The 21,764-nt window shown below is 60.9% G+C and carries 19 protein-coding genes; 11 read left to right on the forward strand and 8 right to left on the reverse strand.

The window, feature by feature from the left end; genetic code table 11:
- Position 1: 1 nt before the first annotated feature.
- The 6 genes from ACS3QZ_RS05480 (at position 2) to ACS3QZ_RS05505 (ending at position 5,240) form a co-directional block, all read left to right on the forward strand.
- Positions 2-1,135, forward strand: coding sequence for a carboxylate-amine ligase (locus ACS3QZ_RS05480; protein ID WP_456036925.1), 1,134 nt, complete (start codon positions 2-4; stop codon positions 1,133-1,135).
- A 108-nt stretch (positions 1,136-1,243) separates the two neighbouring features.
- A complete protein-coding gene (locus ACS3QZ_RS05485) occupies positions 1,244-2,389 on the forward strand; it encodes an acyl-CoA dehydrogenase family protein (protein WP_456036926.1) in 1,146 nt (381 codons plus the stop codon).
- Positions 2,386-3,426: an enoyl-CoA hydratase/isomerase family protein gene (locus ACS3QZ_RS05490; RefSeq protein WP_456036927.1), complete on the forward strand. Its 1,041-nt coding sequence runs from the start codon at positions 2,386-2,388 to the stop codon at positions 3,424-3,426. Before ACS3QZ_RS05485 ends, ACS3QZ_RS05490 begins: the two co-directional genes overlap by 4 nt.
- Before the next feature lie 3 nt (positions 3,427-3,429).
- Positions 3,430-4,305: a 3-hydroxyisobutyrate dehydrogenase gene (gene mmsB / locus ACS3QZ_RS05495; RefSeq protein WP_456036928.1), complete on the forward strand. Its 876-nt coding sequence runs from the start codon at positions 3,430-3,432 to the stop codon at positions 4,303-4,305.
- Positions 4,302-4,976 carry a Crp/Fnr family transcriptional regulator gene (locus ACS3QZ_RS05500; RefSeq protein WP_456036929.1) on the forward strand — a complete coding sequence of 225 codons (675 nt, stop codon included), beginning with the start codon at positions 4,302-4,304 and terminating at the stop codon, positions 4,974-4,976. The genes mmsB and ACS3QZ_RS05500 overlap by 4 nt, the downstream gene beginning before the upstream one ends.
- Before the next feature lie 69 nt (positions 4,977-5,045).
- Positions 5,046-5,240, forward strand: a complete 195-nt coding sequence (locus tag ACS3QZ_RS05505) for a YgaP family membrane protein (protein WP_093094396.1) — start codon at positions 5,046-5,048, stop codon at positions 5,238-5,240.
- Here the strand turns inward: ACS3QZ_RS05505 and ACS3QZ_RS05510 are convergent.
- Positions 5,237-6,109: a patatin-like phospholipase family protein gene (locus ACS3QZ_RS05510; RefSeq protein WP_456036930.1), complete on the reverse strand. Its 873-nt coding sequence runs from the start codon at positions 6,107-6,109 to the stop codon at positions 5,237-5,239. The genes ACS3QZ_RS05505 and ACS3QZ_RS05510 overlap by 4 nt on opposite strands.
- Positions 6,106-8,964 (reverse strand): excinuclease ABC subunit UvrA, encoded by a 2,859-nt coding sequence (uvrA, locus tag ACS3QZ_RS05515; RefSeq protein ID WP_456036931.1) that lies wholly within the window; start codon positions 8,962-8,964, stop codon positions 6,106-6,108. Before uvrA ends, ACS3QZ_RS05510 begins: the two co-directional genes overlap by 4 nt.
- A gap of 217 nt (positions 8,965-9,181) precedes the next feature.
- Between uvrA and ACS3QZ_RS05520 the strand changes: the two genes are divergently transcribed.
- The gene (locus ACS3QZ_RS05520; RefSeq protein ID WP_456036932.1) at positions 9,182-10,852 is read left to right on the forward strand and encodes a vWA domain-containing protein; all 1,671 of its coding nucleotides are present in this window, start codon (positions 9,182-9,184) and stop codon (positions 10,850-10,852) included.
- A 106-nt stretch (positions 10,853-10,958) separates the two neighbouring features.
- On the forward strand, positions 10,959-11,315 hold the full coding sequence (locus ACS3QZ_RS05525) for a rhodanese-like domain-containing protein (RefSeq protein ID WP_456036933.1): 357 nt from the start codon (positions 10,959-10,961) through the stop codon (positions 11,313-11,315).
- 43 nt (positions 11,316-11,358) lie between these two features.
- Here ACS3QZ_RS05525 and ACS3QZ_RS05530 read toward each other — a convergent pair whose 3' ends face one another.
- Together ACS3QZ_RS05530 and lpdA are read right to left on the reverse strand one after the other, a co-directional pair.
- Positions 11,359-11,919, reverse strand: a complete 561-nt coding sequence (locus ACS3QZ_RS05530) for a class I SAM-dependent methyltransferase (protein WP_456036934.1) — start codon at positions 11,917-11,919, stop codon at positions 11,359-11,361.
- 9 nt (positions 11,920-11,928) lie between these two features.
- Positions 11,929-13,323: a dihydrolipoyl dehydrogenase gene (gene lpdA / locus ACS3QZ_RS05535; RefSeq protein WP_456036935.1), complete on the reverse strand. Its 1,395-nt coding sequence runs from the start codon at positions 13,321-13,323 to the stop codon at positions 11,929-11,931.
- A gap of 147 nt (positions 13,324-13,470) precedes the next feature.
- Here lpdA and ACS3QZ_RS05540 point away from each other — a divergent pair, with 147 nt between their 5' ends.
- Complete coding sequence (locus tag ACS3QZ_RS05540; RefSeq protein WP_456036936.1) at positions 13,471-13,917, forward strand: hypothetical protein; 447 nt, start codon at positions 13,471-13,473, stop codon at positions 13,915-13,917.
- On the opposite strand, the gene ACS3QZ_RS05545 is transcribed toward ACS3QZ_RS05540, so the two are convergent.
- The 4 genes from ACS3QZ_RS05545 to ACS3QZ_RS05560 form a co-directional block, all read right to left on the reverse strand.
- A complete protein-coding gene (locus ACS3QZ_RS05545) occupies positions 13,918-14,499 on the reverse strand; it encodes a DUF924 family protein (protein WP_456036937.1) in 582 nt (193 codons plus the stop codon).
- 111 nt (positions 14,500-14,610) lie between these two features.
- A complete protein-coding gene (locus ACS3QZ_RS05550) occupies positions 14,611-15,870 on the reverse strand; it encodes an MFS transporter (protein WP_456036938.1) in 1,260 nt (419 codons plus the stop codon).
- Between the two features lie 111 nt (positions 15,871-15,981).
- Positions 15,982-17,034 (reverse strand): tRNA preQ1(34) S-adenosylmethionine ribosyltransferase-isomerase QueA, encoded by a 1,053-nt coding sequence (queA, locus tag ACS3QZ_RS05555; RefSeq protein WP_456036939.1) that lies wholly within the window; start codon positions 17,032-17,034, stop codon positions 15,982-15,984.
- A gap of 5 nt (positions 17,035-17,039) precedes the next feature.
- Positions 17,040-20,249, reverse strand: a complete 3,210-nt coding sequence (locus ACS3QZ_RS05560; RefSeq protein ID WP_456036940.1) for a hypothetical protein — start codon at positions 20,247-20,249, stop codon at positions 17,040-17,042.
- 176 nt (positions 20,250-20,425) lie between these two features.
- Between ACS3QZ_RS05560 and ACS3QZ_RS05565 the strand changes: the two genes are divergently transcribed.
- Positions 20,426-20,887: a peroxiredoxin gene (locus ACS3QZ_RS05565; protein WP_456036941.1), complete on the forward strand. Its 462-nt coding sequence runs from the start codon at positions 20,426-20,428 to the stop codon at positions 20,885-20,887.
- Positions 20,884-21,717, forward strand: a complete 834-nt coding sequence (locus tag ACS3QZ_RS05570; protein ID WP_456036942.1) for a ferritin-like domain-containing protein — start codon at positions 20,884-20,886, stop codon at positions 21,715-21,717. The genes ACS3QZ_RS05565 and ACS3QZ_RS05570 overlap by 4 nt, the downstream gene beginning before the upstream one ends.
- Positions 21,718-21,764 lie beyond the last annotated feature (47 nt).

Below are 21,764 nucleotides of genomic sequence, written 5' to 3' on the forward strand. Positions count from 1 at the left end.
CATGGCCTTGAAAGAACCCGATTTCACCATCGGCGTCGAAGAAGAATATCTTCTCGTCGACAAGGACTCGCTGGACCTCGCCCCTGCCCCGCAAGAGCTGATGGACGCCTGTGCCGCCCGGCTTCAGGATCAGGTCGCGCCGGAATATCTCAACTGCCAGATCGAAATCGGGTCGCGTGTTTGCAAGACCGTCGGAGAGGCCCGCGAAGACCTCAAACGCTTGCGCAGCGCCGTCGCCGAGGAAGCCGCGCGGTTCAACCTTGCCCCCATTGCTGCCTCGTGCCATCCCTTCTCCGACTGGCGTGACCAGCACCATACCGACAAGGAGCGTTACAACGTTCTGCGCGACGATCTGGGCGGCGTCGTCCGGCGGATGCTGATCTGCGGTCAGCACGTGCATGTCGGTCTGGACAGCCCTGATCTTCGCATCGACGTCATGAATCAGCTGCGCTATTTCCTGCCACACATGCTTGCACTAAGCTGTTCCTCGCCTTTCTGGCAGGGGCAGGACACCGGGTTGGCCTGCTATCGGCTGACCGTGTTCGACAACCTGCCCCGCACGGGCATCCCGCCACAGATGGACAGCTGGTCTACCTATGAACGCTCGGTGCAGGCCATGACAAATGTCGGTGTCATCGAGGACGCCAGCAAGATCTGGTGGGACCTGCGCCCTTCGTCGCGCTTTCCGACCATCGAAAGCCGCATCTGCGATGTCTCGCCGCTTCTGGAAACCACCCTCACCATCGCCTCGCTGACCCAGGCCTTGTGCCGGATGCTCTGGCGGCTGGCCACCCACAACCAGCGCTGGCGCCTCTACGATCGCTTCCTGATCGAGGAAAACCGCTGGCGGGCACAGCGCTATGGTATCACCGAGGGGCTGATCGACTGGGGGCGGCGCGAAATCGTTCCCTTTGCGGACCTACTGAACGAGATTGTCGAACTGGTCGAAGAGGACGCCGCCGCGCTTCAAAGTTTGAGGGAAATCGAAAACGCTCTGGCAATTCTGCAAACCGGAACCAGCGCAGATCGCCAACGTGCCGTCTACGCGGATGCTGTACAGGCTGACTACAGCCATGATCAGGCCCTGCGCGCCGTGGTGAAACACCTAACCGAGGAATTCCACGCAGACCTGTAATTTTGCAAAGTGTTTTGCATTTTTGCGGCCTGACATAATCCTGCAAGGATTGTATTATTAAACACGTGTTCATTTAAGTCGCACGACAAACATGCTTGGAGGAGCCCCATGGACTTTGCACTGACCGAGGAACAGACGCTGATCTTTGACATGGCCAAAGGCTTTGCCGAAGAGCATATCGCCCCCTTTGCAATGGAATGGGAGGCCGCCGGCACCATCCCGAAAGAACTTTGGCCACAGATTGCCGAGCTCGGTCTGGGCGGCATCTACGTCTCCGAGGAATATGGCGGATCAGGATTGTCGCGGCTCGATGCAACGCTGGTCTTCGAAGCGCTCGCCATGTCTTGCCCCGCCGTGGGTTCCTTCTTGTCGATCCACAACATGTGCGGCGGCATGATCGACAAGTTCGGCTCCGAAGAAACCAAACAGAAATGGCTGCCCGACCTCTGCACCATGTCCAAGGTGTTTTCCTACTGCCTGACCGAGCCCGGCTCCGGTTCCGACGCCGCCGCGCTGAAAACCCGCGCCGAGCGTACCAATGACGGCTATGTCCTGAACGGTACCAAGGCATTTATCTCGGGTGGCTCTTATTCGGACGCCTATGTCACCATGGTGCGCACCGGCGAAGACGGGCCCAAGGGCATCTCGACCGTGGTTGTCGAAGACGGGGCCGAAGGGCTTTCCTTCGGAGCGCTGGAAAAGAAAATGGGCTGGCTTGCCCAACCCACCGCACAGGTGCAGTTCGATGATTGCAAGGTCCCTGCCGACAATCTGATCGGCGAAGAAGGCAAGGGCTTTGTCTATGCCATGGCTGGTCTCGACGGTGGCCGCCTCAACATCGCGGCTTCTGCGCTTGGCGGTGCGCAGGCTGCGCTCAACATGACGCTGCAATACATGTCCGAACGCAAGGCCTTCGGCAAGTCCATCAACCAGTTCCAGGCGTTGCAGTTCAAGCTGGCCGAATTCGAAACCAAGCTGCAAAGCGCGCGCATCTTCCTGCGCCAGGCCGCCTGGAAACTCGACAACGGCGCGCATGACGCGTCCAAATTCTGCGCCATGGCTAAGTTGATGGTCACCGACAACGCGTTCGAAGTTGCCAATGGCTGCCTGCAGCTGCACGGCGGTTACGGCTACCTTGCCGACTATGGCATCGAGAAAATCGTGCGCGACCTGCGCGTGCACCAGATCCTCGAAGGCACCAATGAAATCATGCGCCTGATCGTCTCGCGCCAGCTGATCGCGGACACGGCATGAGCGACATCAATATCCGCAAGGTCGGCAAGACCGGGCGCATCACCTTCACCCGTCCTAAGGCGCTCAATGCCATGTCCTACGAGATGTGCATTGCCATCGAGAATGCGCTCGACGCTTGGGAAAACGACGACGCGGTCAAGATGATCGTGATCGACGCTGAGGGCGAAAAAGCCTTCTGCGCGGGCGGCGACATTGCCGAGCTATATGAAACCGGCACCAAGGGCGATTTCGACTATGGCCGGACATTCTGGTCTGACGAATATCGCATGAACGCCAAGATGTTCTCCTTCCCCAAGCCCGTGGCAAGCTTCATGCAGGGCTTCACCATGGGCGGCGGCGTCGGTGTGGGCTGTCACGGTTCGCACCGCGTCGTTGGAGACAGCAGCCAGATCGCCATGCCCGAATGCGGCATCGGTCTCGTGCCGGATGTGGGCGGTTCCTACATCCTTGCCACGGCCCCTGGACGACTGGGCGAGTATCTCGGAATGACCGCTGCCCGGCTCAACGCCGGAGACGCCATCCACACAGGATTCGCGGATTACTACATTCCCGAAGATCAGTGGCCTGCCCTGATCACACAGCTCGAAGACACCGGCGACTGGTCACTGATTGACGATGCCGGCAAATGGATCGCCCCCGGCCCGATCGCCGAACAGGCTGAAGAGATCGACGCGAATTTTGGCGGCGAAACCCTGCGTGATATCCTGAATGCGCTGAACGCTGCCGACAGCGATTTTGCCCGCGACACGCTCAAGAAACTCTCGCGCAACTCGCCGCTCGCCATGGGCTGTACGCTCGAGATCATTCACCGCATCCGCACCCGCAGCGACATCCGCTTTGCGCTCGAACAGGAATACCGCTTTACCTATCGCGCCATGGAGCACGGCGATTTCCTTGAAGGCATCCGGGCGCAGATCATCGACAAGGACCGCAACCCGCAATGGAAGCATCAGCTTGAGGACATGTCCCAAATCGAGGTGACAAAGATGCTGATGCCGCTGGGGGATGCGACACTGACATTTGAAAAGGGAGACTAAGCCATGAAGATCGGATTCATCGGACTGGGAAACATGGGCGGCCCCATGGCCGCGAACCTCGCCGAGGCAGGCCATGACGTGACCGGATTCGACAAGGCGGACGTGGCGATCGAGGGCGTGACTCTCGCCGCCTCGGGCGCCGAAGCTGCAACCGGGGCCGACGTGGTCATCACTATGCTGCCCAATGGCAATATCCTGCGCGCCGTGGCAAACGAAATCATCCCGGCCATGTCCGAAGGGACGGCACTGGTCGATTGCTCGACCGTCGACGTCGACAGCGCCCGTGCCGTAGCGGCTCAGGCGGCCGAGGCCGGTCTTCTCGCCGTGGACGCCCCCGTTTCGGGCGGCATTGGCGGCGCCGCCGGCGGCACGCTCACCTTCATGGCCGGCGGCAGCGCCGAAGCCTTTGCCAAGGCCGAACCTCTGTTCGACATCATGGGTCAAAAGGCTGTGCATTGCGGTGACTCCGGCGCCGGCCAGGCCGCCAAGATCTGCAACAACATGATCCTTGGCGTCACCATGATCGCCACCTGCGAAGCCTTTGCGCTTGCCGATAAACTCGGCCTCGACCGCCAGAAGATGTTTGACGTGGTGTCCACCTCTTCGGGCTATTCCTGGACCATGAACGCCTATTGTCCCGCGCCAGGCGTTGGCCCAACGTCACCTGCGGACAACGATTACAAACCCGGCTTTGCCTCGGAACTGATGCTCAAGGACCTGCGCCTGTCGCAACAGGCCGCCGAAAGCGCCGATGCAGATACCCCCATGGGCAAAATCGCCACCGCGCTCTACGAGAAATTCGTCGAAAGCGAAGGCGGTCTTGGCACCGATTTCTCGGCCATGCTTCCGCGCTTTGAAAAGCGTAGCCGCGACGCATGAGTTGGGCCGCAGACGCCCCCGGTCTTGAGACCCTGTCTGACAGGGACCGCGCCCGGCTGGACCGTCTGAACCCGCTCGACCTGCCCAAAGGCGCCCGGCTGTTTCAGCCGGGCGACGCGATTCAGGGATATGCCATCGTGCTCTCGGGCCGCGTCGACGTGCGCCTGACCACGGCCTCGGGTCGTGAAATCCTGCTTTATTCCGTTGTGCCGGGGCAGTCCTGTATTCAGTCGACGCTAGGTCTCATGGGCGGGGACACACACTATTCCGCCGAAGCCGAAACCACCGGACCGACCCGCCTCGTGCTCTTGCCCCGTCACGACTATGACGCGCTCATGGAAGACTCGCCTGCCTTTCGCGACGTTGTGTTCTCCGCCTTTGGATCACGCATGAAGTCCATGATGGAACTCCTTGAAAAGCTTGCCTTTAAAACTGTTGAATGCCGTCTTGCAGAGCATCTCTTGCGGCAACTCCCCGAAGGCGAAACCACCCTACGCAGCACCCAGGCTGAACTCGCTGCGGCCGTGGGCACTGCGCGCGAAGTGGTCTCGCGCAAGCTGGAAAACTGGGCAACCAAAGGCTGGGTCACAACCGCCCGGGGCAAAGTCACGATCAACGACCCCAACCGCCTGCACAAGATTGCGGCGGCCGGAGAAGATCCGCTTTTGTGACCCCAGTCACATACGGACCGTCTCCTTTGCGCTATCGTGCCTCCAAGACAGCAAAAAAGGAGTCTCACCATGTTTACGAAAAATGTCGGTTCCGTTGACCGTATCCTGCGCATCGTCATCGGCGCGCTGCTCGTTCTGGGCGCCCTGATGGGCTATGGCGTCTGGATGTGGATCGGGGTTATCCCGCTTGTCACCGGTTTCATGTCGTCTTGCCCGCTCTATTCGATCTTCGGCATGTCGACCTGCCCGCTCAACAAAAACTAGGCGCAGCAGGCCCGCAAAGCGTCTGAATGCACCTCGACAAGGCGGCGGCCCTCGGCAATCGCCTCGTCGGCACGATACAAGTCCAGAACAGACATGTGGTTGAGGTCCGCCTCCAGCGTGAGGCTGGGGCTGTCCGACGCCGTGCGCACCTTGCGCAGGAACTCGGTCATGATGTCGATCGAGGTTGATACAACATCGAGAATGCCCGGTCCCGGCACCTCGTCATGCTTCAGCAACCCACGCACCGGGTCCGGTAGCCTGCCCACCCAGTCCTTTACGCCAAGCTGTTCATAGATATTGTCTCCGGGTTCCCAGAGAGGTCCGGTTTTTGCATTCGGATTGACCGCCAAAGTTGTCGTCGCACCCAATGCCCGGCAAGCCGATACCGGAACCGGGTTGATCAAGCCGCCATCCAGCATCCACCGTCCGTTGATCTCATGCGGGCTGAACAGGCCCGGAATCGAGATCGACGCCCGCACCGCGTCAAACAGCGATCCTTCGCGAAGCCAGACTTCGTGTCCCGTCGCCATATCCGTTGCCACCGCAATAAATGGTCGATCAAGGTCTTCGATCCGCTCCGGCAAATCGAGGCTCTTCATCATCTCGGCCACGGTGCCGCCTCGCATCAACCCGCCCCGATCAAAATGCAGGTCAATGAACCCCACCATCCGAGTCAGGGTCAGGTCCCGCGCCCAGTCTTCCAGCGCATCGAGCCGCCCTGCCGCCCAGGCCGCGCCAACAAGCGCACCCATGGAACAGCCCGCGACAACGTCCGGCGCAATACCCAGCTCATCCAGCCCGCGCAGCACACCGACATGGCACCATCCCCGCGCTCCGCCCGAGCCAAGCGCAAGGCCAAGCCGGTTCATTCCGCCGCCACCTTGCGCCCGGTCAGCATCTCTTTGAGATAGCGTCCCGTATGGCTGCGCGCGACCTCGGCCACCTCTTCGGGAGTGCCAACGGCCACGATCTCGCCCCCGCCGTCGCCACCCTCGGGGCCAATGTCGATGATGTGATCGGCAGTTTTGACCACGTCGAGATTATGCTCGATCACCACAACCGTGTTGCCCTGATCTACCAATTCATGCAGCACTTCCAACAGCTTGCGCACGTCTTCGAAATGCAGACCCGTGGTCGGCTCATCAAGGATATAGAGCGTGCGCCCGGTTGACCGCTTGGCCAGTTCCTTGGACAGCTTCACCCGCTGCGCCTCACCACCAGAGAGCGTCGTCGCCTGCTGGCCAACCTTGATATAACCCAGCCCGACACGCGCCAGCGCATCCATCTTGTCGCGGATGCTCGGCACCGCCTTGAAGAACTCCTGTGCCTCTTCCACGGTCATATCCAGCACATCGGCAATGCTCTTGCCCTTGAAGCGAATTTCCAGCGTCTCGCGATTGTACCGCGCGCCCTTGCAGGTCTCGCATTCGACATAGACATCGGGCAGGAAATGCATCTCGATCTTGATCACCCCGTCGCCCTGACAGGCTTCACAGCGCCCGCCCTTGACGTTGAAGCTGAACCGCCCCGGCTTATAGCCGCGCGCCTTGGCCTCGGGCAGCCCCGCGAACCAGTCCCGGATCGGGGTGAACGCCCCGGTGTAGGTTGCCGGGTTCGACCGCGGCGTGCGCCCGATCGGGCGCTGGTCGATGTCGATCACCTTGTCGAGATGCTCCAGCCCCTTGATGGTTTCACAAGGCGCAGGCGTCTGGCGCGCACCGTTCAGGCGCATCGAAGCGGTCTTGAACAGTGTTTCAATGGTCAGCGTCGATTTCCCGCCGCCCGAGACCCCGGTCACACAGACAAATTTACCCAGCGGAAAATGCGCCGTCACGAATTTAAGGTTGTTGCCTGACGCTTTGACAACGCTCACTTTTTTCCCGTTCCCCTTGCGGCGATCAACCGGCACGGAGATTTCGCGCTGCCCCGACAGGTACTGCCCGGTCAGCGACGCGGGATCGGCGGCGATTTCCTCGGGCTTGCCCTTGGACACAACCTGCCCGCCATGCACACCCGCGCCGGGGCCGATGTCGAACACGTAATCCGCCTCGCGAATGGCTTCCTCGTCATGCTCGACCACGATCACCGTATTGCCCTGATCCCGCAGGTTCTTGAGCGTACCCAACAGACGGTCATTGTCGCGCTGGTGCAAGCCAATAGAAGGTTCATCCAGCACGTAGAGAACACCGGTCAGCCCCGACCCGATCTGGCTTGCCAAACGGATGCGCTGGCTCTCTCCGCCCGACAGCGTGCCACTTGAGCGGCTAAGCGTAAGGTATTCCAATCCCACGTTATTCAGGAACCCGAGTCGCTCGCGGATCTCCTTGACAATGGCCCGGGCGATCTCTTGACGCTGGGGGGTCAGATGGTTCGGAACATCCTCGATCCACGCCAAAGCCTCGCGGATCGAAAACTGCACCACGTGACCGACATGATTGTCGGCAATCCGCACCGCCAGCGCCTCTTCGCGCAGACGATGCCCACGGCAGGCGCCACAGGGGCGGTTGTTCTGATAGCGTTCAAACTCTTCCCGGATCCAGTTCGAATCCGTCTCGCGATAGCGCCGCTCCATGTTCGGGATCACGCCTTCAAAGACGCGCGTCACTTGGTACACCCGACCGCCCTCGTCATAGCGGAACGGAATTTCCTCTTCCCCCGAGCCATAAAGGAACACCTGCTGCACCTTCTTGGGCAGGTCTTTCCACGGCGTGTTCTTGTCAAACTGGTAATGCTTGGCGATGGCCTCGATGGTCTGCAGGAAATAGGGCGACTTGCCCTTGCGCCACGGCGCCAGCGCCCCGTCATACACCTTGAGCGTCTGGTCCGGCACCACCAGCCGTTCGTCAAAAAACAGCTCCATCCCCAGCCCGTCACATTCCGGGCAGGCTCCGAAGGGCGCGTTGAACGAGAACAGACGCGGCTCAATCTCGGGAATGGTAAACCCACTCACTGGACAGGCAAAATTCTCCGAAAACGTGATACGCTCCGGCTCGCCGTCTTTTGGTGCTGTCTCCAGAATGGCGATCCCGTCCGCGAGGTCCAGCGCGGTACGCAAGCTGTCTGCCAGCCGCGTCTCCATCCCCTCGCGCACCACAAGACGATCCACCACCACGTCGATGTCATGGCGAAACTTCTTGTCCAGCGTCGGCGGCTCGTCCAGCTCATAGAACACGCCATCCACCTTGACCCGCTGGAACCCCTGTTTGCGCAGCTCAAGGAACTCCTTGCGGTATTCGCCCTTGCGATCGCGCACGATCGGGGCCAGCAGATACCCACGCGTCCCCTCTTCCAACCCCATGATCCGGTCGACCATGTCCTGCACCTGCTGCGCCTCGATCGGCAGCCCGGTGGCGGGCGAATAAGGTGTCCCCACCCGCGCAAACAACAGGCGCAGATAGTCGTAAATCTCGGTCACAGTGCCCACGGTCGAACGGGGGTTCTTGGACGTGGTTTTCTGCTCAATCGAAATCGCCGGGCTGAGACCGCTGATATGGTCCACATCCGGCTTTTCCATCATGTCAAGGAACTGGCGCGCATAGGCGGACAGGCTTTCGACGTAACGCCGCTGCCCCTCGGCATAGATCGTATCGAACGCCAGCGACGACTTGCCCGACCCCGAAAGTCCGGTGATCACCACCAGCTGATCACGCGGAATATCCACGTCGATGCTCTTGAGATTGTGCTCCCGCGCGCCGCGCACTTCGATGTTTTTCAGCTCAGCCATAAAAGCCCCCGGTTTACGCTTTAGACATAAGTCAGCACGGCCCCAGTGCCAACCAAAATCTGCGAACATAAAGGGAACAAATGCCTCCTGACCCGCAGGTCAGGAACCGCTGACTTGCAGCCCTCTGAAATCGCTTCATAAAGTTACGCAGGAATTTGACCGAGGGATTAAAATGAACCGCATTGCACCACTCGCGTTCGCCGCGAGTCTTCTTCCAATGACAACACTTGCCCAAGCCAACCCCGCCGCCATTCTTGTTCTGGACGGGTCCGGCTCGATGTGGGGCCAGATCGACGGGGTGGCCAAGATCACCATTGCCCAAGAGGTCATGGGCGAGTTGATGACCACCCTGCCCGCCGATCTCGATCTTGGCCTGACGGTCTATGGGCACCGCCGCAAGGGCGACTGTTCGGATATTCAAACGCTGGTCATGCCGGGCCCGGACACCCGCGCCGCCATCACCAGCGCCGTGAACGGGATCAAACCCAAGGGCAAGACCCCCATGGCCGACGCCGTGGTCGCCGCAGCACAGGCGCTGCGTCACCATGAAAACGCCGCCACCGTGATCCTTGTCTCTGACGGAATCGAAACCTGCGCCCCCGATGTCTGCGCCGTCGCGCGCGAGCTTGAGGCAACCGGCGTGGATTTCACCGCCCATGTCGTCGGCTTTGACGTCAAAGACCCCAAGGCCCGCGCCCAGTTCCAATGCATGGCCGAAGCCACGGGCGGCAAGTTCCTGTCGGCGGCCAATGCCGACGAGCTTGGCGCCGCGCTGACACAGGTAGCCGAAATCAAACAGCCCCCCCCACCCGAACCGACCCCCGATCCAGACCCCGTCCTGCACCACACCCATTTTGCAGGCAGCCTCGAACCCAATGGCGACGCCTTGGTTTTCCCGGCCCGTTGGGAGATTTTCGACGCCGCCGGGACCCCCGCAGGCACGATTGATGGCGGCACCGGGATGCTCAAGCTGACCGAGGGCGACTACACCGTCCGCCTGACCCGCCCCGAAGACGGCGCCAGAGCCGAAACTGCCTTTTTCGTCGGCCCCGGCATGGCTGCGGAAATCTCGCTGCGCCTGCAACCGCTCAAACCCCCGGCAACCCTCACCGCACCCGATACCGCCGAAACCGGCGCCACCATCTCTGTCACATGGGAAGGGCCCGCCACCGATAACGACTATCTCGACACGGCCCTGCCCGGGTCTGATGCCGGCACTTACATAACCTACGAATACGTGCACAAGGGCAACGCGGTGATGCTGCGCATGCCCACCGAACCCGGCACCTATGACATCCGCTACCTGCAAAGCGTCGGCCCGACCGTGCTTGCGACCAAAACCATCACGCTCAGCGAACGCAGCTTTGGTCTCAACGCGCCCGACAGGGCCGTGATCGGAGAAACTATCAATGTCGACTGGACCGGCAGCGGCTATGGCGAGGATTACATTACCCTGGCCGAACCCGGCAGCGATGGCGCCAGCTATGAAACCTATGAATACGTGTCCAAGGGCAACCCGGTGGCGCTACGCCTGACCCTGTTCCCCGGCACTTACGAGCTGCGCTATATCAACGGTCAGGACAGCACGATCGCCCACGCCGTGCCGATCACGCTGACCGAAAGGACCGTCACGCTGACCGCGCCCTCTTCGGCCCAGGTCGGCGGCACCATCAACGTAACCCATGACGGCCCGGCCTATGATGGCGACTACATCACCTTCGCCCCTCTCGACTCTGGCGCGGACGCCTATGAAACTTACGAGTATGTCTTCGACAAGACCTCCGTCACCGTGCCCGTGCCGGAAACGCCGGGGCGCTATGCGCTGCGCTATGTTTCCATCTGGGGAGACGCCCGCGCGCTGGCGGAAAACGTCGTTGACGTGAATTAAGGCAGCTGCGCCCGGCCCCGCCCCGGTCCGGGCGCAAAACTATTGCATTCCATTATTTGAATGTTATATTGCAACTGACAGCATTTCCCAGCGGACAGGGCGCCACATGTTCTTTCTCAGACCCAAACCCACCGGCATGAGCGCGGCACAGGCCGTAAAGGACGCCCAAAACGGAGCATTGACCGTGATTGACGTGCGCGAGCATTCCGAGGTCGCCGCCAGCGGCAAGGCCAAGGGGGCGCTGCACATCCCTCTGATGCGATTGGCCGACATGGCCAATCCGCGCCACCCCGATTTCCACCCAGATCTCAATGGGGTCTCCACCATTGCGCTTTACTGCGCCAGTGGAGGCCGGTCCCAAAGCGGCGAGATGATCCTGCGTCGGCTGGGCTATGAGAACGTGCACAACATCGGCGGCCTCGGCCACTGGGTTCAGGCTGGTGGCGCCATCGAGCGCGCCTAAGATCGCCCGGGTCCGACCCCGGGGCTCTGCTTAGAAAAAGACCTTAACGTTTTCGCGCAAGCGCCCATGATACCATGGGAAAATCCGGATCATTGGTGAGGTCATCCGTGTCCGGATGATAAGGCGGCGGCCAGGGTTGTTCCAGATTGCGCGCAGCCGCCGCGCGGTTGCCCCACTGCTCGGCACGGATGTCTTCTTCGGCAAACCCCGCCTCCAAAAGCAGGTTCTTCAAACCGCGCGCCGACCAGCGCGAACAATCCTGCGGCGCGGCATGGAACGGCACGAAAAACGGCACCGCCAGCCAGAAATACCCCCCCGGTCGCAACATCTCGAGCACATTGACCAGCCCCATGAAAGGCCGGTCGAGATGTTCCCACACCTGGTTCGCAAGGATCAGATCGAACTGGCGCACTCGCCCGCGCCCATCAAGGTACGGGCCCGCGCAGATATCGAATTTGGGATAGCGATAACTGCGATAGCTTCGGTTGGGCAGCTCGCTCCCCCACTTGCCCGAGACCTCGGCAATATCCATGTTTTCGAGGTCAAGCGCACGCAACCAGCCCCGGCTGACCCGGTTCATCACGATCCGGTTCAGGCTCCCCACCGCGCCACCTCAGATATGGATGGCGCGCCCAAAGGCATCCAGCACGCTTTCATGCATCATTTCGCTGAGTGTCGGATGCGGAAACACGGTCTCCATCAATTCCGCTTCGGTGGTTTCCATGGTGCGGCCCACCACGTAGCCCTGGATCATTTCCGTGACCTCCGCACCGACCATATGCGCGCCCAGAAGCTCTCCGGTCTTCGCATCGAACACCGTCTTGACCATGCCTTCGGGCTCGCCCAACGCGATGGCCTTGCCATTGCCGATGAACGGGAACCGACCCACCTTGACCTCGTACCCCAGCTCCTTGGCTTTGGCTTCAGTGTAACCCACGCTGGCGACCTGCGGGTGGCAATAGGTACACCCTGCGATGCTCTCGGGCTTGACCGGATGCGGGTTGCCCCCCGCAATCAGTTCGGCCACCATCACGCCTTCATGGCTCGCCTTGTGCGCCAGCCAGGGCGCGCCCGCGATGTCACCGATTGCATAAAGGCCATCGACCCCGGTCCGGCAATAGGCATCCGTCACGACATGGGTCCGGTCGACTTTGACTCTCAGCGCCTCAAGCCCCAGCCCCTCGACATTGCCGACAATCCCCACAGCGGAAATCACCGTGTCGAACTCCATCTTTTGGACCTTGCCGCCGACCTCGACATGCGCCGTGACCTTGTCCTTGGCGCGGTCAAGCTGCTTGACCATGGCCTTCTCCATGATCTTCATGCCCTGTTTGACAAATTGCTTTTTGGCAAAAGCACTTATCTCGGCATCTTCAACCGGAAGCACCCGATCCATGACCTCGACAACCGTCGTATCCGCCCCCAGTGTGTTGTAGAAACTGGCGAACTCGATCCCGATCGCGCCCGAACCGATCACCAACAACTTCTTGGGCATATGCGGTGGCACAAGTGCGTGTTTATAGGTCCAGACCCGCGCGCCATCCGCTTCCAGCCCCGGCAATTCCCGCGCCCGCGCGCCGGTTGCCAGAATGATGTGCTTGGCCGTCAGCTCTTCGGTGCCCTTGTCGGTCTTGACGCTGACCTTGCCCTTGGCGGGCAACGTCGCCTCGCCCATGAACACCGTGACCTTATTCTTCTTCATCAGATGGCCGATGCCGGCGTTGAGCTGCTTGGCCACCCCGCGCGACCGCTTGACCACCGCGTCGAGATCATAGCCGATCTTCTCGGCCTTGAGCCCGAACTCCCCGGCCCGTTCCATCAGGTGAAACACCTCCGAACTGCGCAGCAGCGCCTTGGTTGGAATGCACCCCCAGTTCAGGCAAATACCCCCCATGTGTTCACGCTCGACAATCGCCACCTTGAGACCAAGCTGCGCGCCCCGGATCGCGGCGACATAGCCCCCCGGTCCCGCCCCGATTACAATCATGTCAAAGCTTTGCGACGCCATGTTGGCCCTCCTCACGTGCAAGTCCACAACCGAGCCTAGTTCAACTCCGCGCCTCCCGCAACGCGCCTTCGCGTAGGGTTTTCATTGCTTGCGACGTGGTGTTTTATGCGGTCAGTCCCCCATTGAACAAAATCCGGAGCGCCCCGTATGAAAACCCTCAAGGATCTCTTTCTGGCGATGATCAACGCGACGTTGATTCTCGTCGCGCTCTGCCTGTTCCTGCTTTGGCAACTGTCGGGAACGGCCAAGGACATCGCCGGGCAGTTTTCCGAGAACCTGCAGATTGTCACACCCTTGGAAGGCGAGGCTCAGGCCCTTCGCGCTGAGGTTGCGGGCCTGCGCACCGATCTGGGGGCATTGGCGCAGGCAAGCGGGGATCGCTCGCAGGAGCTGCGCCGGGATGTAGAGGTCCGCCTTGCCCTGCTTGATGGGAAACTCGACAATCTGCAAACCTCCCTGACCCGGATCGCAGACACCCCTGATCGGTTGATGACCGTCGCGATCGATGAAACCGCAGACCGCATGATCGACGGCCTCCACGCCCTGCGCGGCTGCACCGCACTGGACGACAAGGCCGCGTCACCCGAAAGTTGATCAGGCGCTCGCAGCCTGCAATTCGCGCACCGTCTCACCATAGCCGCCTGAAGCCACATAGGCCCGTTCGGGCGACGTGGAGATGCGCTCAAGCGCCTCGTTCCGATAGGGAAACCGGCCAAACTTGCGGATCACTTCTCGATGCGCCCGTGCATGCAATAGGTTGCTGGCCCCGGTTTCGGGCATCCTCTCAAGGAACATGCGTATACACCGCTCCTGATCGCACAGGTTTTCCGAATGCATCAACGGCATGTAAAAGAACTGCCGCGCCGGTTCATCGATCTTGAGATCCCATTTCTTGCCTATCGCGATCTTGGCTGCCGCCATCGCCTGGCGATCCGATCCAAAGGCCTTGTGAGACCCCCGGAACATGTTGCGCGAGAACTGATCGTTCAGAATGATATAGGCCAACGTTCCGCTGGGATACGTCAGCCAATGCGCAAAACTGCCCTCCTGGGCGCGATCCCAGGTGGCTTCGAACCTGTCACGGATTTTCTGGTCAAGCGCGTCGGAGACTTCGTACCACCCGGCCGGACCCACCTCGTCCAGCCAGAACTCAAGTATTTCTTCGGGACCCACCATCGCCCCAACTCCTTGTATTTTTTGCGCCCCCCCCCGAGGGTGTCAGTAAAAAGGCTACACTGAAAATAACTTATGCGAACAGTAACAATTTACAACAAAAGGTCACACAAGTCACTGTTGCTGCGCCTCTTCTTCCTGAATTGCCTCGATCGCATATTCCTGAGCAGCTTCGACAGCCACTGGTGACGCCGAAGGCATAACGGGGGTATAACTGGCAGTGTCTTCCACCGACGGGGCCGCCCGGCGTGTGGCACGATAGGCTGCATAGCCGCCGGTCGCGACCATTAGAATTGCCAGGAATACAAAGAAGCCCGACGGGCCCGTCGCCTCCATCATCCACCCTGTCACCAGCGGCCCGGCAATTGCGCCCACACCGTTGACGAACACCAACCCCCCCGAGGCCGCCGCCATGTCCTCGGTCTCCAGAAAGTCGTTCGCATGGGCAATCAGCAGCGAATAAAGCGGGTTCGACGTGCCCCCGACAAGCGCAGCAGCCACAAGCAGCATCAAGTAGTTGTCCATGAACAGCCAGCCAAGAACGGCACCGAAACCTCCGGCAAATGCCACCATCATGATCAGAACACGCCTGTCCATCCGGTCCGAAAGCCAGCCAAGAGGGAATTGGAACAGGGTCGCTCCGATGTAAAACGCCGCCACGAAGATCGACAGCTCCCTAAGGCTCAGCCCGATGCGCGTAGCAAAAACCGCCAACATGCCGAACTGGGCTGCGAATATCCCTCCCAACAGCGTCATGCCAACGACACCCAGCGGCGAAATCTTGAACAGCTCGCCAAGGCTCATCGGCTTGGTCGTGTCAAACGCAGGCGTGGGCGAGATCGACAAAAGGATCGGCGCAAACGAAATCGAAACCAGCACCGAGGGAATGACAAAAAGAACATATCCGGACGGATCGGCCACCAGCAAAAGCCCCTGTGCGGACACGATGCCGATCATCATCACGATCATGTAAAGCGACAAGGCCTTGCCGCGGTTCTCATTGGTGGCTGCGTTATTGAGCCAGCTTTCTGCCGTCACATACACGCCTGAGAAACAGAACCCGATCACGACACGCCCCAGAACCCATGCCCATGGCTCGACCAGTGTCGGGTAAAGGATCATCACGGCGGAAATGAACGACGCCAGCGCCGCAAAGACCCGTACATGCCCGACACGCCGGATCATATCCGGCGCGACCCACGACCCGCCGAGAAACCCGACAAAATAGGCCGACATCACAAAGGACATCTCGTAAGTCGAAAACCCTTCCAGCTCGCCGCGAATACCCAGCAGCGTGCCCTGCATCCCGTTGCCCACCATCAGGAGCATCATCCCGAGAAGCAGAGCCCATGCGCTTTTTAGAAACTGAAACATGATGAAACCTTCGCACGTTTATCGTTGGATGCAAAACCGATAGCCCCGCGACATGACCATGACCGACACCGGATGTCGGTTTTACGTCTCAAGGCTTTGAGAATCAGACAATTACCCGGATGGCAGCAATAGCGACGCATCCCCATAGGAGAAAAACCGGTACTCGGAACGCACGGCATGGTCATAGATCCGGCGAATCCGCTCCGCCCCCATCAACGCTGAAACCAGCATCATCAGCGTGGATTTTGGCAGGTGGAAATTGGTCATGAGCGCGTCGGCAACGTGAAAATCAAAGCCGGGATAAATGAAGATGTCCGTCGGACCTTCCCAAGGCGCGATCACACCGCTGCGAGCCGCGCTTTCGATCAGGCGCAGCGCGGTCGTTCCCACCGGAATCACACGTCCGCCTGCCGCCTTGGTCGCCGCGATCTCGGCCGCCGCTTCGGGTGTCACCCGCCCCCATTCGGCGTGCATCTTGTGGTCCTTGACGTTCTCGACCTTGACCGGAAGGAACGTCCCCGCCCCGACATGCAACGTCACATGGGTGAAGAGCACCCCCTTTGCCTCCAGCGCGGCCAGCAATGGCGCATCGAAGTGCAGCGAAGCGGTTGGTGCCGCCACGGCGCCCGAATGCTTGGCCCAGACCGTCTGGTAATCCGTTTTATCACGCGCGTCGGCGGCACGCTTGGCCGCGATATAAGGCGGCAAGGGCATCGACCCGGCCTCGGCCAGCGCGGCATCGAAATCCTCGCCCTCAAGGTCAAAGCCCAGAATCCCCTGCCCGTCTTCCTTGGCCTCCAGCGTCGCGGTCAGCCCGGCGGCAAAAACAATCCGTTCACCCTCTCGGATTTTCTTGAGCGGCTTGACCAATGCGGCCCAGCGTCCGCCCGCGCGCGGCTCAAGCAGGGTCACTTCGATCCGCGCCTGCGTCGGGCCATCCGGCCCCACGCGCTCGCGATAGCCCGACAGGCGCGCCGGGATCACCTTGGTATCATTAAGCACCAGGCGATCACCGGGGCGCAGCCAATCCACAAGGTCGGTGACACGCGCATCGGTGATCCGGTCCCCCTCGGCCACCAAAAGCCGCGCCGAGCTGCGCGGTTCTGCGGGCCGGGTCGCAATCAGCGTCTCGGGCAGATCAAAGTCGAAATCGGAAAGCTGCATGGTCGTCAGTTGCTCAGGTCAGGCGGAGGGCGTTTGAAAATCTCCCGAAAGAATCCGGGCGTGAATGCCGATAGCGGATTGACACCGAACTGCAAGCGGTTTGAGGGCCCCCTCATCGTATAGTTGAACCCTATCAAACCCTCGCCGCGCCTCGAAATAGGCCGTCCGATGAAATTCACCGCATAAAGCGGCGACACTGTGCCCTGAACATCGAACCGCTTGGTTTCGAACGTATAGATACCGTCCGCCGATATGCCCAGCGACGGCCCAACCGCGCTGCTTTCGGCAATTACGAGCTGCTGGGGTGTGATGCGGAACCTCGAAAAAACTTCCGAGAACAAAAGCCCCGGCCCATTGAGCTGTTCAATCAGCCCAACCACCGAAATCGCGTTCAGAAGCTCGGCCACGACCGGGACTTGCTGCACCTTGACGTTCTCCATATTCAGCCGGCCATCATATACGCCACGCGTCTTGTGTGGCGTCAGGGTCAGGCGCATATCGCCGCGTGTTGCCGAGTTGACCACCCCCATTGCAACGGCAATCTTGCCCCCTTTGGGCGAGGTTACGGTCAAGGCCGTGCCGTGCTCGTGCGGTGTCAGTTCTCCGGTCAGACCGGGTCCCCCCTTGAACGCTCCTGTGAAGGTACCGGCAATGCCGTTATGCGTGCTCAGGTCTGCCTTTACATCCGTCAGGAAAATGTCATCCGTGACCTGCACAAGATCCACCCGGGCGCTGATCGGGCTGGTTGCGCCGCCGGTGCCGCTGCTTCCCGAGTCGCCGGTCGCACGGGGCATATGGCGCATGTCAAACATGCCGGATGTCATCACAATCGCCGGGGCACTGCCTGCCCCGCGTCCCTGCAACATCCCCGTGCCCCTGAGCCAGCGCCCGACCTCGAACCGTTCAAGCCGCATGATCTCAAGGCCACCTGCCGCGCTCAACGTGATATCGCCCTCGGCCGTCAGTCCGTCAGCATCAAACGCGATGCGCTCAACCTTCAGCGGGCTGGTCAATGTCACGTCCGCCTCAAACGTCCCCACCTTGTCGGCGGGCTTGCGCCATCCCAGCGGCGGAGCCGACAGGACAACCCCGGCAAGGTCGGAGGTCATCGTCATCTGCGGCGGCTCCTGACCCACGAGGTCGATCACGAATGCCGCCTTGCCTTCGCCGCTCACCGTCCCCTTGGGAAGCCCGATGTTGAACTCGTCTACCGCCCTCTGACTCAGTTCTGCCGTGCCGGTCAACTGGCTCTTTCCGGCGTTCTCCTTGCCCATCAACATGTGCCAACGCCCCTCGAATGGAAGCGCCCCAACCGTGCCCGCCCCTCGCAGCGCGACCTCCTTGTTGGTTGCCAGGAGCTGCATGTCGGCGCGGATTACCTTGTCCTTGATGAAGTGCGTCGTCACCACGTTCCGCAAGACGCCCCGCGCCTCGTATTGCACGTCTTCCGGCTCGACCTTGGGTTTCATCGTCAACCGGGCTTCGCCCTCGACCTCCGCCCACCCCTTGGCAAGGTCCACAGGAAGCCGCGCCTTGGTGAAAACCCGCAGCGGCTCACGATCCAGAAGCGACGCCGCCGCCGTCACAGAACTCCGTGCCCTGAGCTGCACCAATGCAGGTGACTGTTTGATCCGGGTATCCTCGACGATGAACCCCGTCCCAGTCACATCGACCCGCCCACCCTGATCGGCAAGCACCGTCCCGCTTTCGGCTGCCACGCGGAACTGGTTCCGGATCAGGCTGGCATATCCGCTTGCCTCCTGCACAGGTGGCATGGTCTTGAGCACTTTCAGCTCGGCATCGGAAAACTGGAAATCGACATAGACCTCGGGCGGCGCGGCAACCCTGCTGCGCATGGCAAGATTGATATCGTGAAGCGTGATGGCGTGGATATTCTCTGCGATCCACTTCCTCAGGTTGGGTTTGAGCCGGTCCGGCCAGATATTCAAAACCCGCGCAACGTCCAGCCCATCCGAATGCCCGTCCACCGAGAACTCCCACTGATCATCGGTCGTGTCCAACTCCCCGCTCAACGTCATGCGGTGCTCGCCCTGGTAAATCACCATCTGTCCAAGGTCCAGCTCGAACGGGTTCAGCCGCAGCCGGAAATCGGCAAAAGACCGGTTGAGCACCATCGGGACGTCATCAAGCTCCTTGGGGTTGGCCTCGAACCGGCTCAGTTCGAGCTGCCCCAGCAGCGTCCCCGGAAGCCCCTGTTCCATATCCTGCAGAATGGCCTTGCCTGACGCCGTGGCCTTGATCCACTTGCTGTCCAGGGACAGCTCGTCAAAAGTGATCGACCCGCGCGTCGGATCATATGTCAGATAGCTGCGCAATCCCTCGAACGGGACAGGCGGCACCGCATCATCGGGTTGCAGCACCCCCGCATCTACCCGAAGCGTTGCATTCACAGGCCCCAGCCGCCCTTCGCTGTCGGTCTCGCCACGCAACGAACCGGACAGCGGCGCGCGCACGATCTCCAGCCACGTCAGCGCCGCCGTCTGCGACGCGATATCCCCGGAAGGAATGTCTTCGAAGCTGACGCCGAACTGCGTGGCCGAGGTCTCGTACGACGTGTTCAGAAATGCCTCGATGCTCGTGGCATAGGCCCGCCCGCCCAAAAGCGTCATCTGCGTGGAAATCTCGATATCCTCGCCATCGCGATCCAACCGCATCTGCCCGCCGTCCACGGTCCAGCCGCGCCGCGCCCGCACATCCTCGTAGCGCAAGGTCATGTCATCCAGCCGAAAGGTTTCAAGCTGCGCCAACAAAGGCAGGTCGAGATACCCCTCGATCTGGTCCCCGATGGTCGCAATCTGGGTATCCTCGCCAAAGGGCCCGTTACCGCCGCCATCCCCAACCGAGATGTTGACCGTCCCGTCGGCAAGGCGAATGATCCTGAGAAACACGCCCGAAACCCGGATCTCGCGCGGGGCGACCTGCCCATTGCGCAGCTCAGCCAGCGCAAGGCGCGCATCCACCCGCGCCAGCGTCACGCCGCCCCGGTTGTCAGGTGCGCGCAGTTCAAGGTTGCGCACCCGCAGCCGTGGATCCCAATTGTCCTCGATCACGAGCGAAACTTCGCCGAAACTGATATCGACCCCTTCAACCTGCGCTGCGGCTGCCTGTTCCAGGCGTTGCCGCATCCACTCCGGCGCCACCAGCGGCCTGTCCACGGCAGCCAGCAGAACAAGGGCAATCAATCCGGCGGGCACCAATAGACCCACCAGCGCAAACAGGCCGATGCGCCTTGCCCTACGGGGCCTGCGCCGCTGTTCAGGCGCTTTTTCGGGCTGGTCGTTCAGAGTTTCTGCCTCGGATTGATCTGTTATCGGTTGCCCACCCGTAGCAACTATATACGTTATGCCCAACCGACCCAAGGAGTCCGATGATGCTTACTGCCGATGACATGGCCCCCGATTTCACCCTGCCCGCCACCACAGGCGAGGATGTAACCCTTTCCGCCCTGCGTCCTGCTCCGGTCGTGCTGTTTTTCTACCCGCGAGACAACACCTCGGGCTGTACCAAGGAAAGCAAGCAGTTCTCCGAATTGCAGGGTGAGTTCGAGGCCGCAGGCGCCCGCGTCTTTGGCATTTCCAAGGACGAAATGGCCAGCCACGACAAGTTCATCGCCAAACAGGACCTGACCGTGCCGCTCCTGACCGATGCCGACAGCGATGTCTGCGAAAAATTCGGCGTCTGGGCGGAAAAAAAGATGTATGGCAAGACCTTCATGGGCATCGTGCGCGCCACGTTTCTGATTGATGGCTCGGGCCGCATCGCCCGCGCCTGGCCCAAGGTCAAGGTTGACGGCCACGCCGCCGAAGTGCTCGAGGCGGTGAAAGCGCTGTGAGTGACAAAAGCCTTGCCGAACTCGCCGTCGAGGTTCTGACCACAGCCGACGGACGGGAAAAAACCGCCATCTCCCGGCGCAATGCCGCCTTGTGGTTTGACTCCCGCAAGGCGGGCACCCCGTTGCCCATCGGTCAGGCCACCCCGCCGGATCGCCCCGCGCGCCCCGCGCAACCCGAATTGCTTGACCCGCGCGACGTGCCCCGCCGCCGCCCCGGCAGTCCGCAGGGCCGCATCGCCATGCTGCATGCGGTGGCCCATATCGAACTCAACGCCGTGGACCTGCATTGGGACATCGTGGCCCGCTTCACCGACACGGAAATGCCGCTGGGCTTCTACGATGACTGGGTGAAATCCGCAGACGAAGAATCACGCCATTTCAACATGATATGCGACAGTCTTGAAGCCAAAGACAGCTTTTATGGCGCCCTTTCGGCCCATGCTGGCATGTGGCGTGCCGCCGAGGATACGGCGAATGATCTCATGGGGCGGCTCGCCGTCGTCCCCATGGTGCTCGAAGCCCGCGGGCTGGATGTGACCCCCGGCATGATCAGGATTTTCGAGAATGCCAAGGACACGCAGACCATCGAAGCGCTCAACGTGATCTACGCCGAAGAGGTCGGCCATGTCGCTTACGGGTCCAAGTGGTTCAACTTCCTTTGCGGGCGCCACGCGCTCGATCCCAAAGCCGAGTTCCACGCACTGGTCCGTCGCTATTTCCATGGCCTCCTGAAACCGCCTTTCAACGAGGAAAAGCGTGCCGACGCCGGTCTGCCACCCGATTTCTACTGGCCGCTTTCGGACGAAACGCCACCGGCCTACGCCCGATAGCCAATCGGCAAGATGCCGCGCAAAAACGCGCCCGCGACAAACCGTTC

The sequence above is a fragment of the Shimia sp. W99 genome, from assembly GCF_053851455.3.